The organism is Bacillus sp. MT(2024), from assembly GCF_036362845.1.
Lineage (GTDB): Bacteria > Bacillota > Bacilli > Bacillales > Bacillaceae > Bacillus > Bacillus velezensis.
Genome location: NZ_CP143632.1, coordinates 2,776,499 through 2,795,958, shown reverse-complemented (window position 1 = coordinate 2,795,958; position 19,460 = coordinate 2,776,499). Strand labels below are relative to the sequence as shown.

19 protein-coding genes and 2 pseudogenes are annotated in these 19,460 nt (G+C 47.0%); 15 read left to right on the top strand and 6 right to left on the bottom strand.

Annotation, left to right across the window (positions count from 1 at the left end):
• The first annotated feature begins 41 nt into the window (after positions 1-41).
• The 4 genes from VP472_RS13670 (at position 42) to VP472_RS13655 (ending at position 3,277) form a co-directional block, all read left to right on the top strand.
• A complete protein-coding gene (locus VP472_RS13670; RefSeq protein ID WP_003152430.1) occupies positions 42-170 on the top strand; it encodes a hypothetical protein in 129 nt (42 codons plus the stop codon).
• A gap of 136 nt (positions 171-306) precedes the next feature.
• Entirely contained in the window at positions 307-1,074 is a 768-nt protein-coding gene (locus VP472_RS13665; RefSeq protein WP_003152431.1) for an SDR family oxidoreductase, read from the top strand.
• Between the two features lie 60 nt (positions 1,075-1,134).
• The gene (locus VP472_RS13660) at positions 1,135-1,821 is read left to right on the top strand and encodes a metal-dependent hydrolase (protein WP_003152432.1); all 687 of its coding nucleotides are present in this window, start codon (positions 1,135-1,137) and stop codon (positions 1,819-1,821) included.
• Positions 1,822-1,960: 139 nt separating this feature from the next.
• Positions 1,961-3,277 carry a CBS domain-containing protein gene (locus tag VP472_RS13655; RefSeq protein ID WP_003152433.1) on the top strand — a complete coding sequence of 439 codons (1,317 nt, stop codon included), beginning with the start codon at positions 1,961-1,963 and terminating at the stop codon, positions 3,275-3,277.
• Between the two features lie 28 nt (positions 3,278-3,305).
• On the opposite strand, the gene VP472_RS13650 is transcribed toward VP472_RS13655, so the two are convergent.
• On the bottom strand, positions 3,306-3,608 hold the full coding sequence (locus tag VP472_RS13650; RefSeq protein ID WP_003152434.1) for a YtpI family protein: 303 nt from the start codon (positions 3,606-3,608) through the stop codon (positions 3,306-3,308).
• A gap of 116 nt (positions 3,609-3,724) precedes the next feature.
• On the opposite strand from VP472_RS13650, the gene VP472_RS13645 reads away from it, so the two are divergent.
• The gene (locus tag VP472_RS13645; RefSeq protein WP_003152435.1) at positions 3,725-4,666 is read left to right on the top strand and encodes a DHH family phosphoesterase; all 942 of its coding nucleotides are present in this window, start codon (positions 3,725-3,727) and stop codon (positions 4,664-4,666) included.
• A 17-nt stretch (positions 4,667-4,683) separates the two neighbouring features.
• Here VP472_RS13645 and VP472_RS13640 read toward each other — a convergent pair whose 3' ends face one another.
• From VP472_RS13640 to VP472_RS13630, 3 genes are all read right to left on the bottom strand, one after another.
• The gene (locus VP472_RS13640; protein WP_003152436.1) at positions 4,684-4,875 is read right to left on the bottom strand and encodes a YtzJ family protein; all 192 of its coding nucleotides are present in this window, start codon (positions 4,873-4,875) and stop codon (positions 4,684-4,686) included.
• Positions 4,876-4,980: 105 nt separating this feature from the next.
• Positions 4,981-5,484 (bottom strand): sporulation membrane protein YtrI, encoded by a 504-nt coding sequence (ytrI, locus tag VP472_RS13635; RefSeq protein WP_007408062.1) that lies wholly within the window; start codon positions 5,482-5,484, stop codon positions 4,981-4,983.
• The gene (locus tag VP472_RS13630; protein ID WP_017418353.1) at positions 5,481-5,822 is read right to left on the bottom strand and encodes a sporulation membrane protein YtrH; all 342 of its coding nucleotides are present in this window, start codon (positions 5,820-5,822) and stop codon (positions 5,481-5,483) included. The genes ytrI and VP472_RS13630 overlap by 4 nt, the downstream gene beginning before the upstream one ends.
• Positions 5,823-5,964: 142 nt before the next feature.
• On the opposite strand from VP472_RS13630, the gene dnaE reads away from it, so the two are divergent.
• From dnaE to VP472_RS13595, 7 genes are all read left to right on the top strand, one after another.
• Positions 5,965-9,306, top strand: coding sequence for a DNA polymerase III subunit alpha (gene dnaE, locus VP472_RS13625; RefSeq protein WP_217365526.1), 3,342 nt, complete (start codon positions 5,965-5,967; stop codon positions 9,304-9,306).
• A 139-nt stretch (positions 9,307-9,445) separates the two neighbouring features.
• On the top strand, positions 9,446-10,678 hold the full coding sequence (locus tag VP472_RS13620) for an NADP-dependent malic enzyme (protein ID WP_007613079.1): 1,233 nt from the start codon (positions 9,446-9,448) through the stop codon (positions 10,676-10,678).
• 328 nt (positions 10,679-11,006) lie between these two features.
• On the top strand, positions 11,007-11,879 hold the full coding sequence (gene accD / locus VP472_RS13615) for an acetyl-CoA carboxylase, carboxyltransferase subunit beta (protein WP_094247666.1): 873 nt from the start codon (positions 11,007-11,009) through the stop codon (positions 11,877-11,879).
• A complete protein-coding gene (gene accA / locus VP472_RS13610; protein ID WP_146277320.1) occupies positions 11,864-12,841 on the top strand; it encodes an acetyl-CoA carboxylase carboxyl transferase subunit alpha in 978 nt (325 codons plus the stop codon). Before accD ends, accA begins: the two co-directional genes overlap by 16 nt.
• A gap of 191 nt (positions 12,842-13,032) precedes the next feature.
• Positions 13,033-13,992: a 6-phosphofructokinase gene (pfkA, locus tag VP472_RS13605; protein ID WP_003152443.1), complete on the top strand. Its 960-nt coding sequence runs from the start codon at positions 13,033-13,035 to the stop codon at positions 13,990-13,992.
• A 39-nt stretch (positions 13,993-14,031) separates the two neighbouring features.
• Entirely contained in the window at positions 14,032-15,789 is a 1,758-nt protein-coding gene (pyk, locus tag VP472_RS13600; protein WP_017418349.1) for a pyruvate kinase, read from the top strand.
• 110 nt (positions 15,790-15,899) lie between these two features.
• The gene (locus VP472_RS13595) at positions 15,900-16,283 is read left to right on the top strand and encodes an FxsA family protein (protein WP_012118168.1); all 384 of its coding nucleotides are present in this window, start codon (positions 15,900-15,902) and stop codon (positions 16,281-16,283) included.
• A gap of 31 nt (positions 16,284-16,314) precedes the next feature.
• On the opposite strand, the gene ytvI is transcribed toward VP472_RS13595, so the two are convergent.
• Positions 16,315-17,430: a sporulation integral membrane protein YtvI gene (gene ytvI / locus VP472_RS13590; RefSeq protein ID WP_003152446.1), complete on the bottom strand. Its 1,116-nt coding sequence runs from the start codon at positions 17,428-17,430 to the stop codon at positions 16,315-16,317.
• Between the two features lie 97 nt (positions 17,431-17,527).
• On the opposite strand from ytvI, the gene VP472_RS13585 reads away from it, so the two are divergent.
• From VP472_RS13585 to VP472_RS13575, 3 genes and pseudogenes are all read left to right on the top strand, one after another.
• Positions 17,528-17,992: a DUF441 domain-containing protein gene (locus VP472_RS13585; RefSeq protein ID WP_146277318.1), complete on the top strand. Its 465-nt coding sequence runs from the start codon at positions 17,528-17,530 to the stop codon at positions 17,990-17,992.
• Positions 17,993-18,117: 125 nt separating this feature from the next.
• Positions 18,118-18,254, top strand: a pseudogene (locus VP472_RS13580) (peptidoglycan-binding domain-containing protein); the annotation flags it as partial.
• 162 nt (positions 18,255-18,416) lie between these two features.
• A complete protein-coding gene (locus tag VP472_RS13575; RefSeq protein WP_146277316.1) occupies positions 18,417-18,827 on the top strand; it encodes a YjdF family protein in 411 nt (136 codons plus the stop codon).
• 479 nt (positions 18,828-19,306) lie between these two features.
• Here the strand turns inward: VP472_RS13575 and VP472_RS13570 are convergent.
• A pseudogene (locus VP472_RS13570) lies at positions 19,307-19,415 on the bottom strand (peptidoglycan-binding domain-containing protein); the annotation flags it as partial.
• Positions 19,416-19,460 lie beyond the last annotated feature (45 nt).

The following is a 19,460-nucleotide window of genomic DNA, read 5'->3' as shown; positions in this document are numbered from 1 at the left end:
ATCAGACACCCTACATCTATAAAAGATGGGAGGTAGAAGGAATGCGCAAAGAACAAGACCGTTACATCTATGATGAAAAAGAAAGTGAAGAAACGGCCAGGCTCATCTCAGAGGCATACCAAAGCGGTTATGTCGGCATGGAGGAAGCCTCTGCTCCTTCAGAAAATTAAGCTGTCTGTAAAGACGGCTTTTTTTTCGTGCGGACGAAGTGCAAAAAAGTGATATTGCCGTTTGTTTATAGTAAAGTAGAGGGAGAAACGTCTTGATTTTATTGAAGCGGCTACGTTGCTGGGGAGGGTATTCAATGTGCGACATGCTCTAATCACTGCCGGTACAAAGGGGTTGGGCCGAAAAGTGACTGAAATGCTTCTGGAAAAAGGTTTTTCTGTCACAGTGAATTACAGACAGGACGAAGAAGCGGTCGCTTGTCTGAAGGCGGATTATCCCGGGTGCCATGACAGATTGCAATTCGTTAAGGGCGATGTAACCCGGAAAGAAGATCTCATGCGGATCGCCGATGCAGCCCTTCAGCGGTTTGGAAGGATTGACATACTGATTAACAATGCCGGGCCGTACATATTTGAGCGCAAAAAGCTTGCCGATTACTCCGATGACGAATGGTATGGCATGCTTGAAGGGAATTTAAGCGCCGTTTTCCATCTGTTTAAAGCGGTTATCCCGGTCATGAGACAGCAGCGGTTCGGCCGGATTATTACATACGGTTTTCAAGGAGCGGACCATGCCCCCGGCTGGCTTCACCGTTCCGCTTTCGGAGCGGCTAAAGTCGGATTGGCTTCGTTAACGAAAACCATTGCGATTGAAGAAGCCGAATCAGGCATTACAGCCAATATGGTCTGCCCGGGCGATATTGTAGGAGATATGAAAGAAGCGTCTATAGAGGAAGCAAGACGGAAAATCGGCAAAGAAAAGACGCCGATCGGCAGGTCCGGAACCGGAGAGGACATTGCGAGAATCATCGCCTTTTTATGTGAAGAAGATTCCGATCTTGTAACCGGAACGGTCATTGAAGCAACAGGCGGGCTGAATGTGATTAACAGGCATCAATCCCTGTAAGTTTTTTCGTTTGTCAAAAAGGGAACTTGATAAATATTAATTTTTTATGAGGTGAAAACGATGAAAGTGACTTATCACGGACATTCTGTCATTCAAGTGGAAACGAAAACCCATAACATTATTTTTGATCCGTTTCTGACCGGAAACAGTCTGACAAATTTGAAACCGGAAGAAGTGAAAGCGGATGTCATCCTGCTTACTCACGGACACAATGACCATGTCGGAGATACAGAGCAGATCGCCAAACAAAACGATGCGCTCGTCATTGCGCCGAACGAGCTGGCCGTTTATCTCGGCTTTAAAGGGTTAAAGGTCCACCCGATGCATATCGGCGGGGCGCACCAATTTGATTTCGGCAAAGTAAAACTGACACAGGCGTTCCACGGATCGGCGGTCACTGATGAAGAAAACAAAACCATCACATACACCGGGATGCCGGCCGGGATTTTATTAACGATTGACGGCAAAACAATTTTCCACGCCGGCGATACGGCGCTGTTCTCAGATATGAAACTGATCGGGGAACTGAATCACATTGACCTGGCGTTTCTGCCGATCGGTGATAACTTCACCATGGGGCCTGAAGATGCGAAACTCGCGGCTGAATGGCTGAGAGCGAAACAGGTCGTCCCCGTTCATTACAATACATTCCCCGTCATTGAACAGGACCCTGACGCTTTCGCAGAAAGTCTGCCCGGAGGCGTCGGCAAAGTCATGGCGGTCGGCGAGACCATTGAGCTTGCCTGACATATGTGTCGAAGACCTTCTGAATCAAGCATTCAGAAGGTCTTTTTTGTGATGCCGCCTTTTTTCGGGCGTCTCATTGCGAATGAATCCCCCGTACCCTTATAATAAAAGCAGAAGACTGTCCTTAGAGGTGAAACGCTTGGCAACAAAGCATGAACAAATCCTATCATACATAGATTCGCTTCCTGTCGGTGAAAAAATTTCGGTCAGAAGAATTGCGAAAGAAATGAAAGTCAGTGAAGGAACGGCTTACAGAGCCATTAAGGAAGCCGAAAACAAAGGATTCGTTTCCACTATTGAACGTGTGGGGACCATCCGGATTGAACAGAAGAAAAAAGAAAATATTGAAAAGCTGACATACGCCGAGGTCGTCAATGTGATAGACGGCCAGGTGCTCGGCGGAAAAGCCGGTCTGCATAAAACGTTGAATAAGTTTGTGATCGGGGCGATGGAGCTTGACGCGATGATGCGTTATACGGCGGCGGGGAACCTGTTAATCGTCGGGAACCGAATCAACGCCCACCGCCAGGCGCTTGAAGCGGGCGCGGCCGTTTTGGTAACAGGAGGGTTTAATACCGATGACAGCATTATCGAGCTGGCCGATATGCTTGAGCTTCCGATTCTCTCCACGAGCTACGATACCTTTACGGTCGCCGCGATGATCAACCGGGCGATCTATGATCAGCTCATAAAAAAAGAGATTGTGCTCGTGGAAGATATTTTGACGCCCGCAGATCGGACAGTGACGCTGTTCCCTAAGGATAAACTGGAGAAATGGTACGAAAAGAACTATGAAACCGGACACGGCCGCTTTCCGGTTATCGATCAGCAGATGAAAATCCACGGAATCCTCACGCCGAAAGATATCGCGGGGCATGACCGGTCAGTTCCCATTGAAAAAGTAATGACCAAAAACCCTGTCACGGTGATCGGAAAAACATCTGTCGCCTCAGCGGCTCAAATGATGGTTTGGGAAGGAATTGAAGTGCTTCCGGTGACAGACGGGCATCACAAACTGATCGGAATGATCAGCCGCCAGGATGTCTTAAAAGCGCTTCAGATGGTTCAAAAGCAGCCTCAGGTCGGAGAAAAGCTGGATGATATTGTTTCAAGGGGATTTAAAGAAGAGGAAGATAACAAAACGCCGGCCGTTTATCAATATGAAGTCACGCCGCAAATGACCAATCAGCTCGGCACGATTTCTTACGGGGTGTTTACCACGATTTTAACCCAGGCCGCCAGCCGATTTTTACGCTCCCGCAAACGCGGCGAGCTGGTCATTGAAAGCATTACGATTTTCTTCCTGAAGCCCGTACAGATGGAGTCGGTCATTGAAGTGAAACCGCGCATTTTAGAGGCGGGCCGGAAATTCGGGAAAATGGAAGTGGAAGTGTCAAGCCAAAGCGGCATCGTTTCAAAAGCGATGCTCATGGTGCAGCTGATGGAGAGAAGTTAAGGGACGCACCCGGGTCCCTTGGCATTCATTATGCGTGGTCCCTCTCCGCTTCCTTTGCATGGATGGGCTCATAATGCTTATAGGCTTTATACCCGGCCCATGCGCTGCCTGCTCCGATTAAAATGAAGACGCCGCCGATGACCAGGGTCAGAACGGAGTGGAACAGAATCATTTGGTTTACTCCGTACAAAAGCACCAGCGCGCCTAATGCCATACTTGATTTAGCCGAAAAACATTCCTTCTCCAGCGCCCGTTTCGTCTGGATTCCTTTTACTTTGTAATACACGTAAAAGCAGGCAGAAAGCCCGATGAGAAAAACAAAAACCAGCATAAATGAAATCCTCCATTATATGAGTTTGCAAAACCGTTTATACCGTTGCTGAAAGATTTTCCTTTTCCATGGATAAAGAGTATGATTAAATGAATAAAAACGAAAAGGAGAAAACGATGAAATCCGAACTGATCAGAACCATATCATTATATGACACCATTATCTTACATAGACATGTGAGGCCTGACCCGGACGCCTACGGTTCACAGTGCGGCCTTACGGAAATCCTGCGGGAAACGTATCCCGAAAAAAATATTTTTGCCGTCGGACAGCCTGAACCGTCCTTGTCTTTTTTATATTCCCTCGATGAGGTGGATGACGAAACCTATAAAGATGCTCTTGTCATCGTGTGCGACACCGCAAACCAAGGCAGGGTCGACGATCAGCGCTACCATTCCGGCGCAAAGCTCATGAAAATAGACCACCATCCAAATGAAGATCCGTATGGCGATCTGTTATGGGTCGATACGAATGCAAGCTCCGTAAGCGAAATGATCTATGAGCTGTACCTGGAAGGAAAGCAGCACGGCTGGAAACTGAATACGAAAGCAGCTGAGCTGATCTACGCTGGTATCGTCGGTGATACGGGGCGCTTCTTATTCCCGAACACCACAAAAAAGACATTAAAATACGCGGGAGAGCTCATTGAGTTCCCATTTTCATCGTCAGAGCTGTTCAATCAATTGTATGAAACAAAATTAAATGTGGTGAAGCTTAACGGCTTTATTTATCAAAATGTGTCACTGTCTGAAAACGGCGTCGCTTCCGTTTTCATTAAAAAAGACATTTTGGAGACATATGGAACCACCGCTTCTGAAGCGTCGCAGCTTGTCGGAACACTCGGAAATATTTCGGGTATCCGCGCTTGGGTGTTTTTCGTAGAAGAAGACGATCAAATCAGAGTCCGGTTCCGTTCAAAAGGTCCGGTCATCAACGGAATTGCCCGGAAATACAATGGCGGCGGACATCCGCTTGCGGCGGGCGCATCCATCTTCAGCTGGGATGAAACCGATCAGATTCTTGCTGATCTGGAAGAGGTATGTAACGAACACAAGTAGAGGGGAGACCCTCTTTCTTAGTGTTCATCTGTCACGGGGATGAACCAGCAGCCGAATTCAGTCAGGTCTTCGTAGACGCGGAGATTACAGATTTGGAGTTCTTTTTTTATGAGGGAAGCGAGTGTGTCTGTTTCTGCATATGCGGAATAGCCTTGTCTGATTCGGGCTGCATGATCTTTTGCCAAGCGGCGTTCACTAAAAACCTCCATTTTCCCTTCCTCCCTTCAGAATCGTTGAAAATGTCTCATCTACAGTTTATAAAAAAGCGGAGAAAAAAGCGACAGATCTATGGAAAATTTTTAAAAATGACATAATTACGTCGCAAAAGAAATATGAATTTCGACAGACAATCTCGTATAAATCGTCAGTTCCTTTACTTCAGCTTTAAATTCCTTCTCATTTATGGTGTATATTTTGTTTTCGATCGTCCGTTTTAAAAGTTCCTTTGTTTTATACACGCTTTCAATATCCTTTGTGATGACTTCAGAAATATTATCTTTCACTTGTTCCTCAAATTTCATCTTGTCAGGCTGGGCGATTCTGTACTTTTCCCCATTAATCAGCTTCACATCAACACTTTGGATGAGAAGTCTTTGCTTATTATCCTCATTTAATTTATGAAGATCTTTCTGATAGATGGAGATTTGGTTTTTTAAATCCCGCGCGTGCTCCCGCTGCTTTTCAATTAACGTCACCTGTTCTTCCTGAAACGTTCCGTATGTAAACAGAAAGAACAGCCAGCTGACGATGGCTCCGCACATCATTCCCGCAAAAAAACGCTGCCATCCCGGTTTTTTATAATACTCGGGAATTCTCATGATGACATATTCTCCTGGGTCAGCCATGAAATAATCAGCCAGCCGGTCTGCGCGCCGCCCATTGCTGAAATAATTAAAAGAAGCTGTTTGAAGATGTCGCGCGTGTTGCCTTCCCACAGCCCCCGCTCGAAACTGTATACCGCGTCAAATGTTCCCCCGATGGCCGCGACAAGCGCCCAGATTTTCAGCCTGTTCGCCAATTTTGTGATCGCCGTCAGCGGAGGCTCGCCTGATAAATAAGCTCCGAGGCCGCCGATCAGCGCGCCGCCGAGCAACACACCGAGAGCGATAAAATAACTGCTGATGAAATTCGCCATAAAGCCGGCTTCCTGATCCATATATACACCACCTCACTTTTCTATCATATTGAGCGAAACGGACAAGTATGATGATGAGTCAAAAAAGAACATTTGTTTCTTAAGAAAACCCGTCTTATAATGTAGAAAGGCAAAATGAACGTATGGGAAAGGAGTGGCGGCATTGTCGTCTTTTGTTCACCTGCAAGTACATAGCGGCTACAGCCTGTTAAACAGCGCCGCTTCTGTAAAAGAGCTTGTTACACAAGCGAAGGAACTCGGATATTCATCATTGGCGCTGACGGACGAAAATGTGATGTACGGCGCCATTGAGTTTTATAAAGCATGCAAATCAAACGGAATTAAGCCGATTATCGGTCTGACGGCTTCTATATACACGGACGATACAGAGCTTGAAGCACACCCGCTCATTCTTTTAGCGGAGACAAACACCGGTTATCAGAACCTGGTGAAAATCTCAAGTGCGCTGCAATCCATGGCAAAGGGCGGCATGAAGCGAAAATGGATGAAGAGCTATCATGAGGGGCTGATCGCCATTACGCCCGGTGAAAACGGGTACATTGAAAGCCTGCTTCAAGCCGGGAAGTTTGAAGAAGCGGCCCGGGCTGCCGAAGGATTCCGGGAGCTGTTCGGAGACGGCCGTTTTTATTTAGGGTACCAGCCGTTTAAAGGACATGAGGCGTTATCAGAAGAGATTCTCCGCCTGTCAGCCGAGACGGAAATCGCTGTCTGCGCTGCGGGGGATGTCCGCTATATCAAGAAAGAGGATCAAGATGCGTACCGCTGTCTGTGCGCTATTAAAGCCGGAGAGAAATGGGAGGATCAGAGCGGGAATCTGCCGGACTTATACTTGAGGACGCCTGAAGAAATGGCAGAGCTTTACACGCGGCATCCGGAAGCGATTGAAGCAGCCGCCCGTATCGCCCGGCAATGCCGGGTCGATGTCAGCCTCGGACAGACACAGCTTCCGTCTTTTCCGGCGCCGGACGGCAAATCAGCCGATGACTATTTGGCGGAAGTCTGTCATGAGGGGCTGCGTCTCCGTTTCGGCACTCCTGATGAGCGGGTTGTCCGCCGGCTTGAATATGAGCTGGACGTCATCAGGCGCATGAAATTCAGTGATTATTTTCTCATCGTATGGGACTTTATGAAGTACGCGCATGAAAAGGGCATTGTGACAGGCCCGGGAAGGGGGTCCGCGGCAGGCTCGCTTGTCGCTTACTCGCTTTTCATTACCGACGTGGATCCGCTTAAACATTCTCTGCTGTTTGAGAGATTTCTTAATCCCGAGCGGATCAGCATGCCGGATATTGATATCGATTTCCCTGATACGAGAAGGGATGAGGTCATTCAGTATGTACAAAATAAGTACGGGGCCATGCACGTCGCCCAGATTATCACCTTCGGGACATTGGCCGCAAAGGCGGCGTTAAGGGATACCGGGAGAGTGTTCGGAATCAGCCCGAAAGAAGCCGACCAGCTTGCCCGCCTGATTCCGTCAAAACCGGGAATGACGCTTGAGGAGGCGAGGCGGCAGTCCGCTCAGCTGAACAGGCGGCTGTCCGAATCCGCCGTTCTTCATAAAGTGTTTCAGATCGCAAGGAAAATTGAAGGTCTTCCGAGACATACGTCAACACACGCGGCCGGGGTCGTTCTCAGTAAAGAGCCGCTTTCGGAAGTTGTCCCTCTTCAAGAAGGGCATGACGGCGTGTATTTAACGCAGTATGCGATGGATCACCTGGAAGATCTCGGTCTTTTGAAAATGGACTTTTTAGGTTTGCGCAACCTGACGCTTATTGAATCCATTAAAACGATGATTGAAAAAGAGACGAATACGAAAATTGATTTTTCCGAGATTTCTTATCAGGATGAAAAAACGTTCTCGCTATTGTCAAACGGTGATACGACGGGCATTTTTCAGCTGGAATCATCAGGAATGAGAAACGTGCTGAAGCGCCTGAAGCCGTCAAGACTGGAAGACATTGTCGCGGTTAACGCGCTTTACAGGCCGGGACCGATGGAAAATATTCCGTTATTTATCGATCGGAAGCACGGCCGCGCGCGTGTGGAAGTGCCGCACGAGGACGTAAGAAATATTCTCAGTGACACTTACGGCGTCATCGTCTATCAAGAACAGATAATGATGATCGCCTCGCGCATGGCAGGGTTTTCATTAGGTGAAGCGGATCTGCTCAGACGGGCTGTCAGCAAAAAGCAAAAGGACATTCTGGACAGAGAGCGAAGCCATTTTGTTGAAGGGTGCTTAAAAAAGGAGTATTCTGTAGTCACTGCAAACGAGGTCTACGATCTGATTGTAAAATTCGCTAACTACGGATTCAACAGAAGCCATGCTGTCGCATACAGCATGATCGGCTATCAGCTCGCCTATTTAAAGGCGCATTATCCGTTATATTTTATGTGCGGGCTGTTGACGAGCGTCATCGGCAATGAGGACAAAATATCGCAATATCTGCATGAAGCGAAGGGGAGCGGGATTCAAGTCCTTCCGCCGTCAATAAACAAAAGCGGTTTTCCGTTTGCGCCGGAAAACGGAGCCGTCAGATACAGTTTGCGGGCCGTTAAAAACGTAGGCGTCTCGGCAGTGAAAGATATTTATAAAGCAAGAACACATAAACCGTTCGAGGATCTTTTCGATTTCTGCTTTCGCGTACCTGCAAAAAGCGTGAATCGGAAAACCATCGAAGCCCTTATATTTTCTGGCGCCATGGACGAATTCAATCAAAATCGCGCCGCCTTGCTGGCTTCCGTTGATGTGGCTTTAGAGCACGCTGAACTTTTTCGTGCAGACGATGACCAAATGGGATTGTTTTTGGAAGAATCGTTCTCCATTAAGCCAAAATATGTAGAGGCTGAGGAATTTCCGCTCGTGGACAAGCTTCGGTTCGAAAAAGAAGCTCTCGGTGTTTATTTCTCAAGCCATCCTTTGTCTGCTTTCAGGGATCTCCTGAACAAACGGGGGGCGCAAGCGATCACAGCAGCGCGGCAGATGCCGAAGGGACAGCTGTCAATCGGCGCTTTGCTCGCGGGCATCAAAACGATTCGGACAAAGACAGGTCAGCATATGGCGTTTCTCACATTAAGCGATGAAACGGGAGAAATGGAAGCCGTCGTGTTTCCTGACCAATATAGAAGGCTGTCTCCGCTGTTAAAAGAAGGCGCGCTTTTATTCGCCGCCGGAAAAATGGAAGAGCGTCAGGAGAAGACACAATTCATCATGTCATCCGCCTCTCTTCTTGAGCAGACGGAGGCAGACAGAGCGCCGTCTGTTTACATCAAAATCGAAGGCAGCCGGCACAATCAGGAGTTTTTGGAAAAGATGAAGCGTATTTTACTGGAGCATAAAGGGGAAACCGGCGTTTATCTATATTATGAAAAAGACAAGCAGACGATCAGGCTGCCGGATACTTTTCATATTCAGGCGGACCATCAGGCGTTATACCGTTTAAAAGAGCTGCTGGGCCGCGAAAACGTCGTGTTAAAATAGTGGTAACAATAATCGTTTTGTTATACAATTGAAACAATTGTGCTATCTTATTTAAAGATTCTGAAATTTTTCACCTCCAGCGATTGTACCAGTCTATGCGGCAGAATATGTAACAAAGTACTTAAAAGGAGTGTTTAGAATGTCATTAAGAGAAGAAGCGTTACATTTACACAAAGTAAATCAAGGAAAGCTGGAATCAAAAGCAAAGGTAGAAGTCAGAAACGCGGACGACTTAAGCCTTGCCTACTCTCCCGGAGTAGCTGAGCCTTGTAAAGAGATTTATGACGATAAAAATAAAGTATATGATTATACAATGAAGGGGAACATGGTAGCAGTCGTAACAGACGGATCAGCCGTTCTCGGTCTCGGTAATATCGGGCCTGAAGCTTCACTTCCGGTCATGGAAGGGAAAGCGGTGCTGTTCAAAAGTTTCGCGGGCGTGGATGCATTCCCGATCGCGCTTGACACAAACGATGTGGACAAAATCATTGACACTGTGAAGCTGCTTGCACCGACATTCGGCGGTGTCAACCTTGAAGATATTGCGGCGCCGAACTGCTTCATTATCGAAGAGCGCCTGAAAAAAGAAACAAACATTCCGGTTTTCCACGATGATCAGCACGGCACTGCCATCGTAACCGTTGCCGGACTTGTAAACGCGCTGAAATTATCAGGAAAATCCATGTCATCCATTAAAGTTGTGGCAAACGGAGCGGGAGCGGCAGGCATCGCGATCATTAAGCTTCTTTACCATTTCGGCGTACGCGACATCGTGATGTGCGACTCTAAAGGAGCGATTTACGAAGGGCGTCCGGCTGGCATGAACGCGGTGAAAAACGAAGTGGCAAAGTTTACAAACCAAGACCGCAACGACGGTTCGCTGCAGGATGTCATTAAAGATGCAGACGTCTTTATCGGCGTATCAGTCGAAGGCGCGCTGACAAAAGAAATGGTGGAGAGCATGGCGAAAGATCCGATTATCTTCGCAATGGCCAACCCGAATCCGGAAATCATGCCTGAAGACGCGCGCGCAGCCGGCGCTAGCGTAATCGGAACAGGCCGTTCTGATTTCCCGAACCAGGTTAACAACGTACTGGCATTCCCTGGAATTTTCCGCGGGGCGCTTGACGTTCGCGCGACTCACATCAACGAAGAAATGAAAATTGCTGCGGTTGAAGCGATTGCTTCCCTTGTTTCAGAGGAAGAATTAAGCGCTGATTATGTCATCCCGGCTCCATTTGACAAACGCGTGGCTCCTGCCGTTGCGAAAGCTGTTGCGAAAGCAGCGATGGAAACGGGCGTCGCCAGAATTACGGTCGATCCTGAAGAAGTGGCTGAAAAAACAAGACAGCTCACGGTCATCGGCGAATAATAACACAAAAATGAAATGGCAGCGCGTTGGAAAAAAACAACGCGCTGCTGTTCAATATACGGACTGCCGGCATTTTTTTAAGGGCAGGTCTTAAAAAAATTTCAGCAGAATCCTTATTTCTTTTGAAAACGCTGACAGATAAGGCTGAACAACGCTTTTTACGGTATGAAATCCGTCCGTTTCCGTCTGTTTTGCAGCAAAAAATGTCGAATGGAGGATGACACCGTTTGACAAAAAAAGTACAATAGTTTCGGTAAAGTTATTATTAAGTCTATCTAATCGGAAGACATGCAGTGAAGAGAACCCTTCACAAAAGGGAGGTAATCATTTGTTAAAGGATATATTCACAAAAAAGAAAAAATATGCTTCCGTGCCGTCTGAGCAGGCAAAACATGATGTTCCGGAAGGCATTATGACAAAGTGCCCCAAATGTAAAAAAATCATGCTCACAAAAGAGTTAGATAAAAACCTGCGCGTCTGCATGAACTGCGGGCACCATTTCCCGATGAATGCAAAGCAGCGCATTGAAAGCCTCCTGGATGAAGATTCATTCGAAGAATTCAACCAGGGAATGATATCTGAAAACCCGCTCGGTTTCCCGGAATACTTAGAAAAAATCGAAAAAGACCGTGAGAAAACATCGCTGAATGAAGCGGTGGTTACCGGAAAAGGAACCATCAGCGGTTTCCCTGCCGTGATCGCGATCATGGATTCAACATTCCGAATGGGCAGCATGGGTTCGGTTGTCGGCGAAAAAATCACGCTTGCAATTGAAAAAGCAAAAGAGGATAAAGTCCCGTTTATCATCTTTACCGCTTCCGGCGGCGCACGTATGCAGGAGGGGGTCTTAAGTCTTATGCAAATGGCAAAGACAAGCTCTGCATTAAAACTGTTCAGTGAGGAGCAGGGACTGATTATTTCTGTCATGACCCACCCGACGACAGGCGGCGTATCGGCCAGTTTCGCGTCTCTCGGTGATTATAATTTCGCTGAACCGGGCGCCTTGATCGGATTTGCCGGAAGACGTATTATTGAACAGACGATCGGGGAAAAACTGCCGGAAGATTTCCAGACGGCGGAATTTTTATTAAAGCACGGCCAGCTTGATGCGGTGATTCACCGAAACGACATGAAAGACAAACTCGCATTTCTGCTGGACATGCACCAAACAGGAGGTGAGCATGAGTGGCTGCAAGATTAGAATTTGAAAAACCGGTGATTGAACTGCAGACGAAAATCGCCGAACTGAAAAAATTCACCCAAGATTCGGAGATGGATTTAAGCGCTGAAATCGAAAGGCTTGAAGACCGGCTCAGCAAGCTCCAGGATGAGATTTATAAAAACCTGAAGCCGTGGGACAGAGTGCAGATCGCACGCCTTCCCGACCGGCCGACGACGCTTGATTACATTCAATACCTGTTTACCGACTTTTTTGAGTGCCACGGAGACAGAACATACGGAGATGATGCTGCGATTGTCGGCGGAGTCGCCAAATATCACGGCATGCCGGTCACCGTCATCGGACATCAGCGCGGAAAAGACACGAAAGAAAACCTTGTCCGCAATTTCGGGATGCCTCACCCTGAGGGCTACCGCAAAGCGCTTCGTCTCATGAAGCAGGCGGATAAGTTCAACCGCCCGATTATCTGCTTCATCGACACGAAAGGAGCGTACCCGGGTAAAGCGGCGGAGGAACGGGGACAAAGTGAAGCCATCGCCAAGAACCTGTTCGAGATGGCCGGCCTGACTGTGCCTGTCGTTTGTATCGTCATCGGGGAAGGCGGCAGCGGAGGCGCGCTTGCGTTAGGTGTGGGCAACCGCATGCTGATGCTTGAGAACTCGACGTATTCCGTTATTTCTCCTGAAGGAGCCGCGTCCATTTTGTGGAAAGACTCCAGCCTTGCGAAAAAAGCGGCCGAAACCATGAAGATTACTGCGCCCGATTTATTAGAATTAGGAATTATTGATGATATGATTAAAGAAGTGAAGGGCGGAGCTCACCATGATATCAAGCAGCAGGCGGGCTACATTGACGGTATTCTTAAAGAAACGTTAAAATCTCTTCTTCGATTGAACGCCGAAGAGTTGATCTCACAGCGCTATGAAAAATATAAAGCAATCGGGAAAGTTTCGGTTGAGGATCAATATATCGGGGTAAACTGAATAGACGTGAAGCCTATGGCTCACGTTTATTTTTTGTGATTTTTGTGATATTCCTTAAATTTTATTTAAAAACAATTTATTTAATTGTATAATAGGTAAGGTTTCATGGGAGCTCAGGCGTCCCTTTTCATTGTTTTAGGGCAATGATCATGATATGTTTAACATATATATGTTGCTGAGGTGAATAGGAAATGAAGCGTATAGGAGTACTAACGAGCGGCGGGGATTCCCCGGGTATGAACGCTGCGGTGCGCGCGGTTGTGCGGAAAGCTATCTACCACGACGTCGAAGTGTACGGAATTTATAACGGTTATTCAGGATTAATCAGCGGAAAAATAGAAAAACTGGAGCTGGGTTCGGTCGGTGACATCATCCACCGCGGCGGAACAAAGCTGTATACGGCCAGATGTCCTGAATTCAAAACAGTTGAAGGCCGTGAAAAAGGAATCGAAAATTTAAAGAAACTCGGCATTGAAGGTCTTGTCGTCATCGGCGGAGACGGCTCATACATGGGTGCGAAAAAATTAACGGAGCACGGGTTTCCGTGTGTAGGTGTACCGGGTACGATAGATAATGACATCCCGGGAACTGATTTTACGATCGGATTTGATACGGCGTTAAACACCGTAATTGATGCGATTGATAAAATCCGTGACACCGCTACGTCTCATGAGCGTACATACGTTATTGAAGTAATGGGGCGCCATGCGGGCGACATTGCTTTATGGGCAGGTCTTGCAGGCGGAGCGGAATCAATTTTAATTCCTGAAGCGGACTACGATATGGAGGAAATTATCGGCCGTTTGAAGAGAGGGCACGACCGCGGCAAAAAACACAGTATCATCATCGTTGCAGAAGGGGTAGGCAGCGGGGTTGAATTCGGAAAACGCATCGAAGAAGAAACGAACCTTGAAACACGGGTATCCGTTTTAGGGCACATCCAGCGCGGCGGATCTCCAAGCGCTTCTGACCGGGTTCTTGCAAGCCGCCTCGGCGCTTACGCGGTTGAGCTTCTGCTTAAAGGAAAAGGCGGACGCTGCGTAGGTATACAAAACAACAAGCTTGTAGACCATGATATTATAGAAATTTTAGAATCAAAACATACTGTTGAACCAAACATGTATCAGCTTTCAAAAGAACTGTCTATTTAAGGCGGAAGAAGCTGAAGATTTCAGAAGGAAGTGAACGAGTTGAAAAAAACAAAAATCGTTTGTACAATCGGTCCGGCCAGTGAAAGTGTAGAAATGCTGACAAAATTGATGGAAGCGGGTATGAACGTTGCTCGTCTGAATTTTTCACACGGTGATTTCGAAGAGCACGGCGCAAGAATCAAAAACATCAGAGAAGCCAGCAAAAAGCTCGGCAAAAACGTGGGGATTCTCCTCGATACGAAAGGTCCGGAAATCCGCACGCACGATATGGAAAACGGCGCGCTTGAGCTTCAGGCGGGAAATGAAATTATCGTTTCTACGAAACAGGTGCTGGGAACGCTTGAAAAATTCTCAGTTTCTTATGAAGGCCTGGCAGACGACGTGTCAGCAGGGTCTATCATCCTGCTGGATGACGGTTTAATCGGATTGGAAGTGCTGGAATCAAATCCGGAAAAACACGAAATCAAAACAAAAATCTTAAACAGCGGCACGCTGAAAAATAAAAAAGGCGTAAACGTTCCCGGCGTCAGCGTCAACCTTCCCGGAATTACTGAAAAAGACGCCAAAGACATCGTATTCGGTATCGAGCAAGGCGTTGATTTCATCGCTGCGTCATTTGTACGCCGTTCTACGGATGTCCTGGAAATCCGCGAACTGCTTGAAGAGCATAACGCGTCTGACATTCAAATCATTCCTAAGATCGAGAACCAGGAAGGCGTGGACAACCTGGATGCGATCCTGGAAGTATCTGACGGCCTAATGGTAGCGCGCGGAGACCTCGGCGTAGAGATTCCGGCCGAAGAAGTGCCGCTCGTGCAAAAAGAAATGATCAAAAAATGCAACGCGCTCGGCAAACCGGTTATTACAGCGACACAAATGCTTGACAGCATGCAGCGCAACCCTCGTCCGACACGCGCTGAAGCAAGTGACGTTGCCAACGCTATTTTCGACGGCACAGACGCTATCATGCTTTCCGGTGAGACGGCTGCGGGACAATATCCTGTTGAGGCGGTTCAAACAATGTTTAACATCGCCACACGTACGGAAGAATCTCTGAACTACAAAGAAATTCTGTCTAAACGCAGAGATCAGGTCGGCATGACGATTACCGATGCGATCGGCCAATCAGTTGCGCACACGGCGATCAATCTGAGTGCGGCAGCTATCGTGACGCCTACAGAAAGCGGCCATACGGCGCGTATGATCGCGAAATACCGTCCGCAGGCTCCGATTGTAGCCGTTACGGTTAATGAGTCTGTATCACGCAAACTCGGCCTTGTATTCGGTGTATTCCCGTCAAGCGGCCAAAACGCGAATTCTACCGATGAAATGCTTGAAGACGCGGTTCAAAAATCACTTGACAGCGGCATCGTGAAACGCGGTGATCTGATTGTCATTACAGCAGGTTCTGTCGGTGAATCAGGCACGACGAATCTGATGAAAGTCCACACTGTCGGCAGCATTATCGCGAAAGGACAAGGCATCGGACGCAAATCTGCATTCGGTCCGGTCGTTGTTGCAAAAAATGCGAAAGAAGCTGAACAAAAAATGACAGACGGCGCAGTATTGGTTGCTTCAAGCACTGACCGCGACATGATCGCTTCACTTGAAAAAGCATCAGCGCTCATCACTGAAGAAGGCGGTCTGACAAGCCATGCAGCCGTTGTCGGTTTAAGCTTGGGCATTCCGGTTATTGTCGGCCTTGAGAACGCAACTTCAGTTTTAACAGAAGGACAGGTTATCACAGTTGACGCTGCCCGCGGCGCTGTGTATGAAGGCCGCGCAAGCGTTCTTTAAACAGCTTTAAAAAAGAGAGGGGGGTTCTCCCTTCTCTTTTGTCTTTAGGCTGATTTTCCTATTCCCATGCGGGCGGTGACGCGCTTTTAGAAGGGCAGGAGGGCAGAAAAATGAGAGTGTTATTCTTACTGTTTATCGTATGTCCGGCAATTGAAATCGGTTTGTTTCTGCTGGCAGGAAAATGGCTCGGTATTTTTCCGACCTTCCTTCTCATCATTTTGACAGGCGTGTTAGGCGCCTTGGTGGCAAAAAGACAGGGAACCGATGTGTATCATCGGGTGATGCGCGACCTGCAGCACGGCAAAATGCCGGGGGAAGCGCTTCTTGACGGAATATGCGTCTTTTTCGGAGGCCTGCTTTTGATGCTTCCGGGTTTTCTGTCCGATATTGCAGGGGCCTGTCTTCTGATTCCGTTCACTCGGAACCGCATGAAGCCGCTTTTGTTCAAATGGCTGAGAGGAATGTCAAAAAACAAGCGGATCATTATCAAATAAAAACGGCAGCCTTCTTACAGGGCTGCTGTTTTTATTTGGATTGAACAGTAATATAGGCCCATATTTCTTTTAGAGCGCCCGTTGTGATAAAGGCCTGAATGAAAACGAGCAGCGCGGGCCCCGCAGCCAGTCCTAAAATTCCGAACAATTTAAAGCCGGCAAACAGGGCGATTAAGGTCGCAAGCGGATCAAGTCCGATTGACTTGCTTAAAATTTTCGGCTCCGTCAGCTGGCGCTGAATGAGAACCACAATATATAAAACACCGAGACCGATCGCTTGAGGAAGCTGACCGGCAATGGCTAAATACATAATCCAGGGAACAAAGACCGACCCGGCGCCGAGATACGGGAGCAGATCAACCAGGCCGATAAAAAAGGCGATGGTTGCCGCATGCTCAATCCCTAAAAGAAAAAGTCCGATAAAGACAATGATCATCGTGAAAAGTATGAGCACGGCCTGCGCCTTAATGAAACCTGCCATCGCTTTTTTCAGCTCTCCCGATACGGCCTTGGCGTTTGCCGAAACCCGTTCCGGAAAAATGGAATAAAGCAGCGCCTTCAGCTTATGCCAGTCCTTTGTCATAAAAAAAGTCGCCAGCATTGCGAAAATGAAGACGGCAGCTGTATTGGGAAGGAAGGCAATCCATTTCGGCACCAGCTCCAAAAGATGTGAAAGCATGAGCCCCGCATTTTTAGCGGCTGTATCACCGAGGGTCTGAATATGCGTCACGATGGAAGCCTGCTGATTGGTTTCCAGCCCGTTAAATAAGACGGTCAGCTCGTGATACAATGGCTGAATGCGGGAAGTGAACAGCTCTTCGCAATACGTCATAAAGGCGCTGATATGGGGAGGGAGCGTTTTGGCCAGATAGGCGGTTCCCGAAATGATTTCCGCAACGAGAAATGTCGCCGCGCCGAGAAGAATAAGCAAAAAGAAGACCAGGACAATGACTGTATTGACTGACCGTGGCAGCCCCGTCAGTTTGTCCAGCCAGTCAACAACGGGAATGATCGCTGATGACAGAATAAGGGCGATCAGAAACGGATAAGTTAACGGAAATGAGGCGTAACCGGCCGCTAAAGCGCCGCCGGCCGCAGCGAGTACAAACAGCGCGCGGAAAAAAACAGTTGCATAGTGCGGATTCACATCGATCCTCCTCTCGGTCGGCACGTCCTATTACATTAGTTTATTCGTCAAAAAAAAGGATATGATTACAGATATGATGAAAGAGGGTGCTTTCAGGATGTTTACACAGGCGAATTTATTTTTACTATTATTGCTGGCCATCGCATTGGTAGCCAAAAATCAGTCATTGCTTTTTGCCGTCGGCTTTCTCATTGTGATAAAAGCTGTCGGTCTTGATCAGAAACTATTTCCGGTTATTCAGTCAAAAGGCATCAACTGGGGGGTCACCGTCATTACAATCGCCGTTTTAGTGCCGATTGCCACAGGTGATATCGGTTTTAAACAGCTCGGAGAAGCGATGAAATCATATTATGCGTGGATCGCTCTCGGTGCCGGGATCGCGGTTGCCTTAATCGCCAAAAACGGTCTCACCTTATTGGAAAACGACCCTCATATTACAACGGCGCTGGTCATCGGCACGATACTTGCCGTCGCGATTTTCGGAGGCGTCGCCGTCGGCCCGTTAATCGGCGCCGGAATCGCCTATTTGGCCATGCAAATCGTTAAAATATTCACTTCATAAAGTAAAAAAAGCGGCGTAAAGCTGCTTTTTTTTGCGGGTGAAAATAAGAGTTTGCAGCGCATTTTGTAGTTCAGACAAATGCCATTCGCATTATTCCGATGAATGAAGTGGCTTACCATGTAACAAAGAACTTCGGAATCGACGGCGCATATTGTGCGATGACAGCAGATGCAGTAAGGCGGTTCCAATTGATGAATGGATTAAAAGCTGATGGAATTTATGCACTTGAACCAAATCAAAACTTGAAGTGTTGTTAAAATAAGCGGAGACCCTTTCCTTCAATTTGAAAGTTTGTTAAATTTATAGTGAGAATGAAAAAACACAATTCGGTTGGTAGTCCGGATGCATGATTTAAAATGTCAGTAACCTTCCCCTCCTCGGGATGTCCATCATTCTTCAGTAAATTTAGGAGGAGGGAATCGTTATGAAATTAACGGTTTACTACGATGGTCAGTTTTGGGTAGGAGTCATTGAAGTTGTGAATAATGGGAAATTAAGAGCAGTTCGTCATTTGTTTGGACAAGAGCCCAAGGATTCAGAAATCATGCATTTTGTTCATAATCAACTTTTACAGACTCTCTCCCGTACTGAACAAGCAGGGGTTTGTGTTAAAGCAAAATCTAAGAAGTTAAACCCAAAAAGATTACAACGGCAAGCTTCTAAAGAGATGAAAAATATCGGGATATCAACTAAGGCGCAAAAAGCGATAAAACAGGAGCTTGAAGCAAGAAAAGAAAAGAAAAAACAACTGAACAGAAAACAAAGAGAAAAAATAAAGGAACAAAAATATTTAATCAGAAAACAAAAAGCAAAAGAAAAGCATAGGGGCAAATAGTTGGAGAACCCGATGGAGCCCTTCGATTGAAAAGTTGAGCGGCATCCGTTTTTTCTTCGGACTGATTTAGAAAGAAGAAGCAGAAATCGAGCCCTTCTCGAGATGAGGAGGGTTTTTCTGCATTTATTTAACTTCACTTACATCAGTAAATGAGTCAGTTTCAATTGATGAACGGTTTGATGAGGATATTTACGGGCTGAGTGCAAAAGCGAAAATCTTGTCTTAGCTGAAGTAATCATAAACTCTCTTTTTTATGAAGGGAGATGATTAATTTGAAAAACTAATTGTATTGTTGATCTTATATTTTCGTTAAGCTCTATCACAGTAGCTGCTGTTAAAACAGAACACCGCCAGAACCTAAAAGATTCTCAAGAGCTATTTGATGTTTTTATGTAAGAACTTTTATGTAAAGATATATTAACAATGTCCGTAAATTCTATAAGGCTGCCACTAAGAGACATTAATGGGAAGGCTTTATATTATAGCAAGGACCATATTTTCGTCTTTGTCTTTGGCCCATAAATGCCGTCAGCAGTCAGGCCGTACATTGGACTGGAATCGTTTGACTGCATTTGCTGTTTTCGGTCCGATAAAATTGAGAACTCTGCCCCATTCATATTATTCACTTTCCTA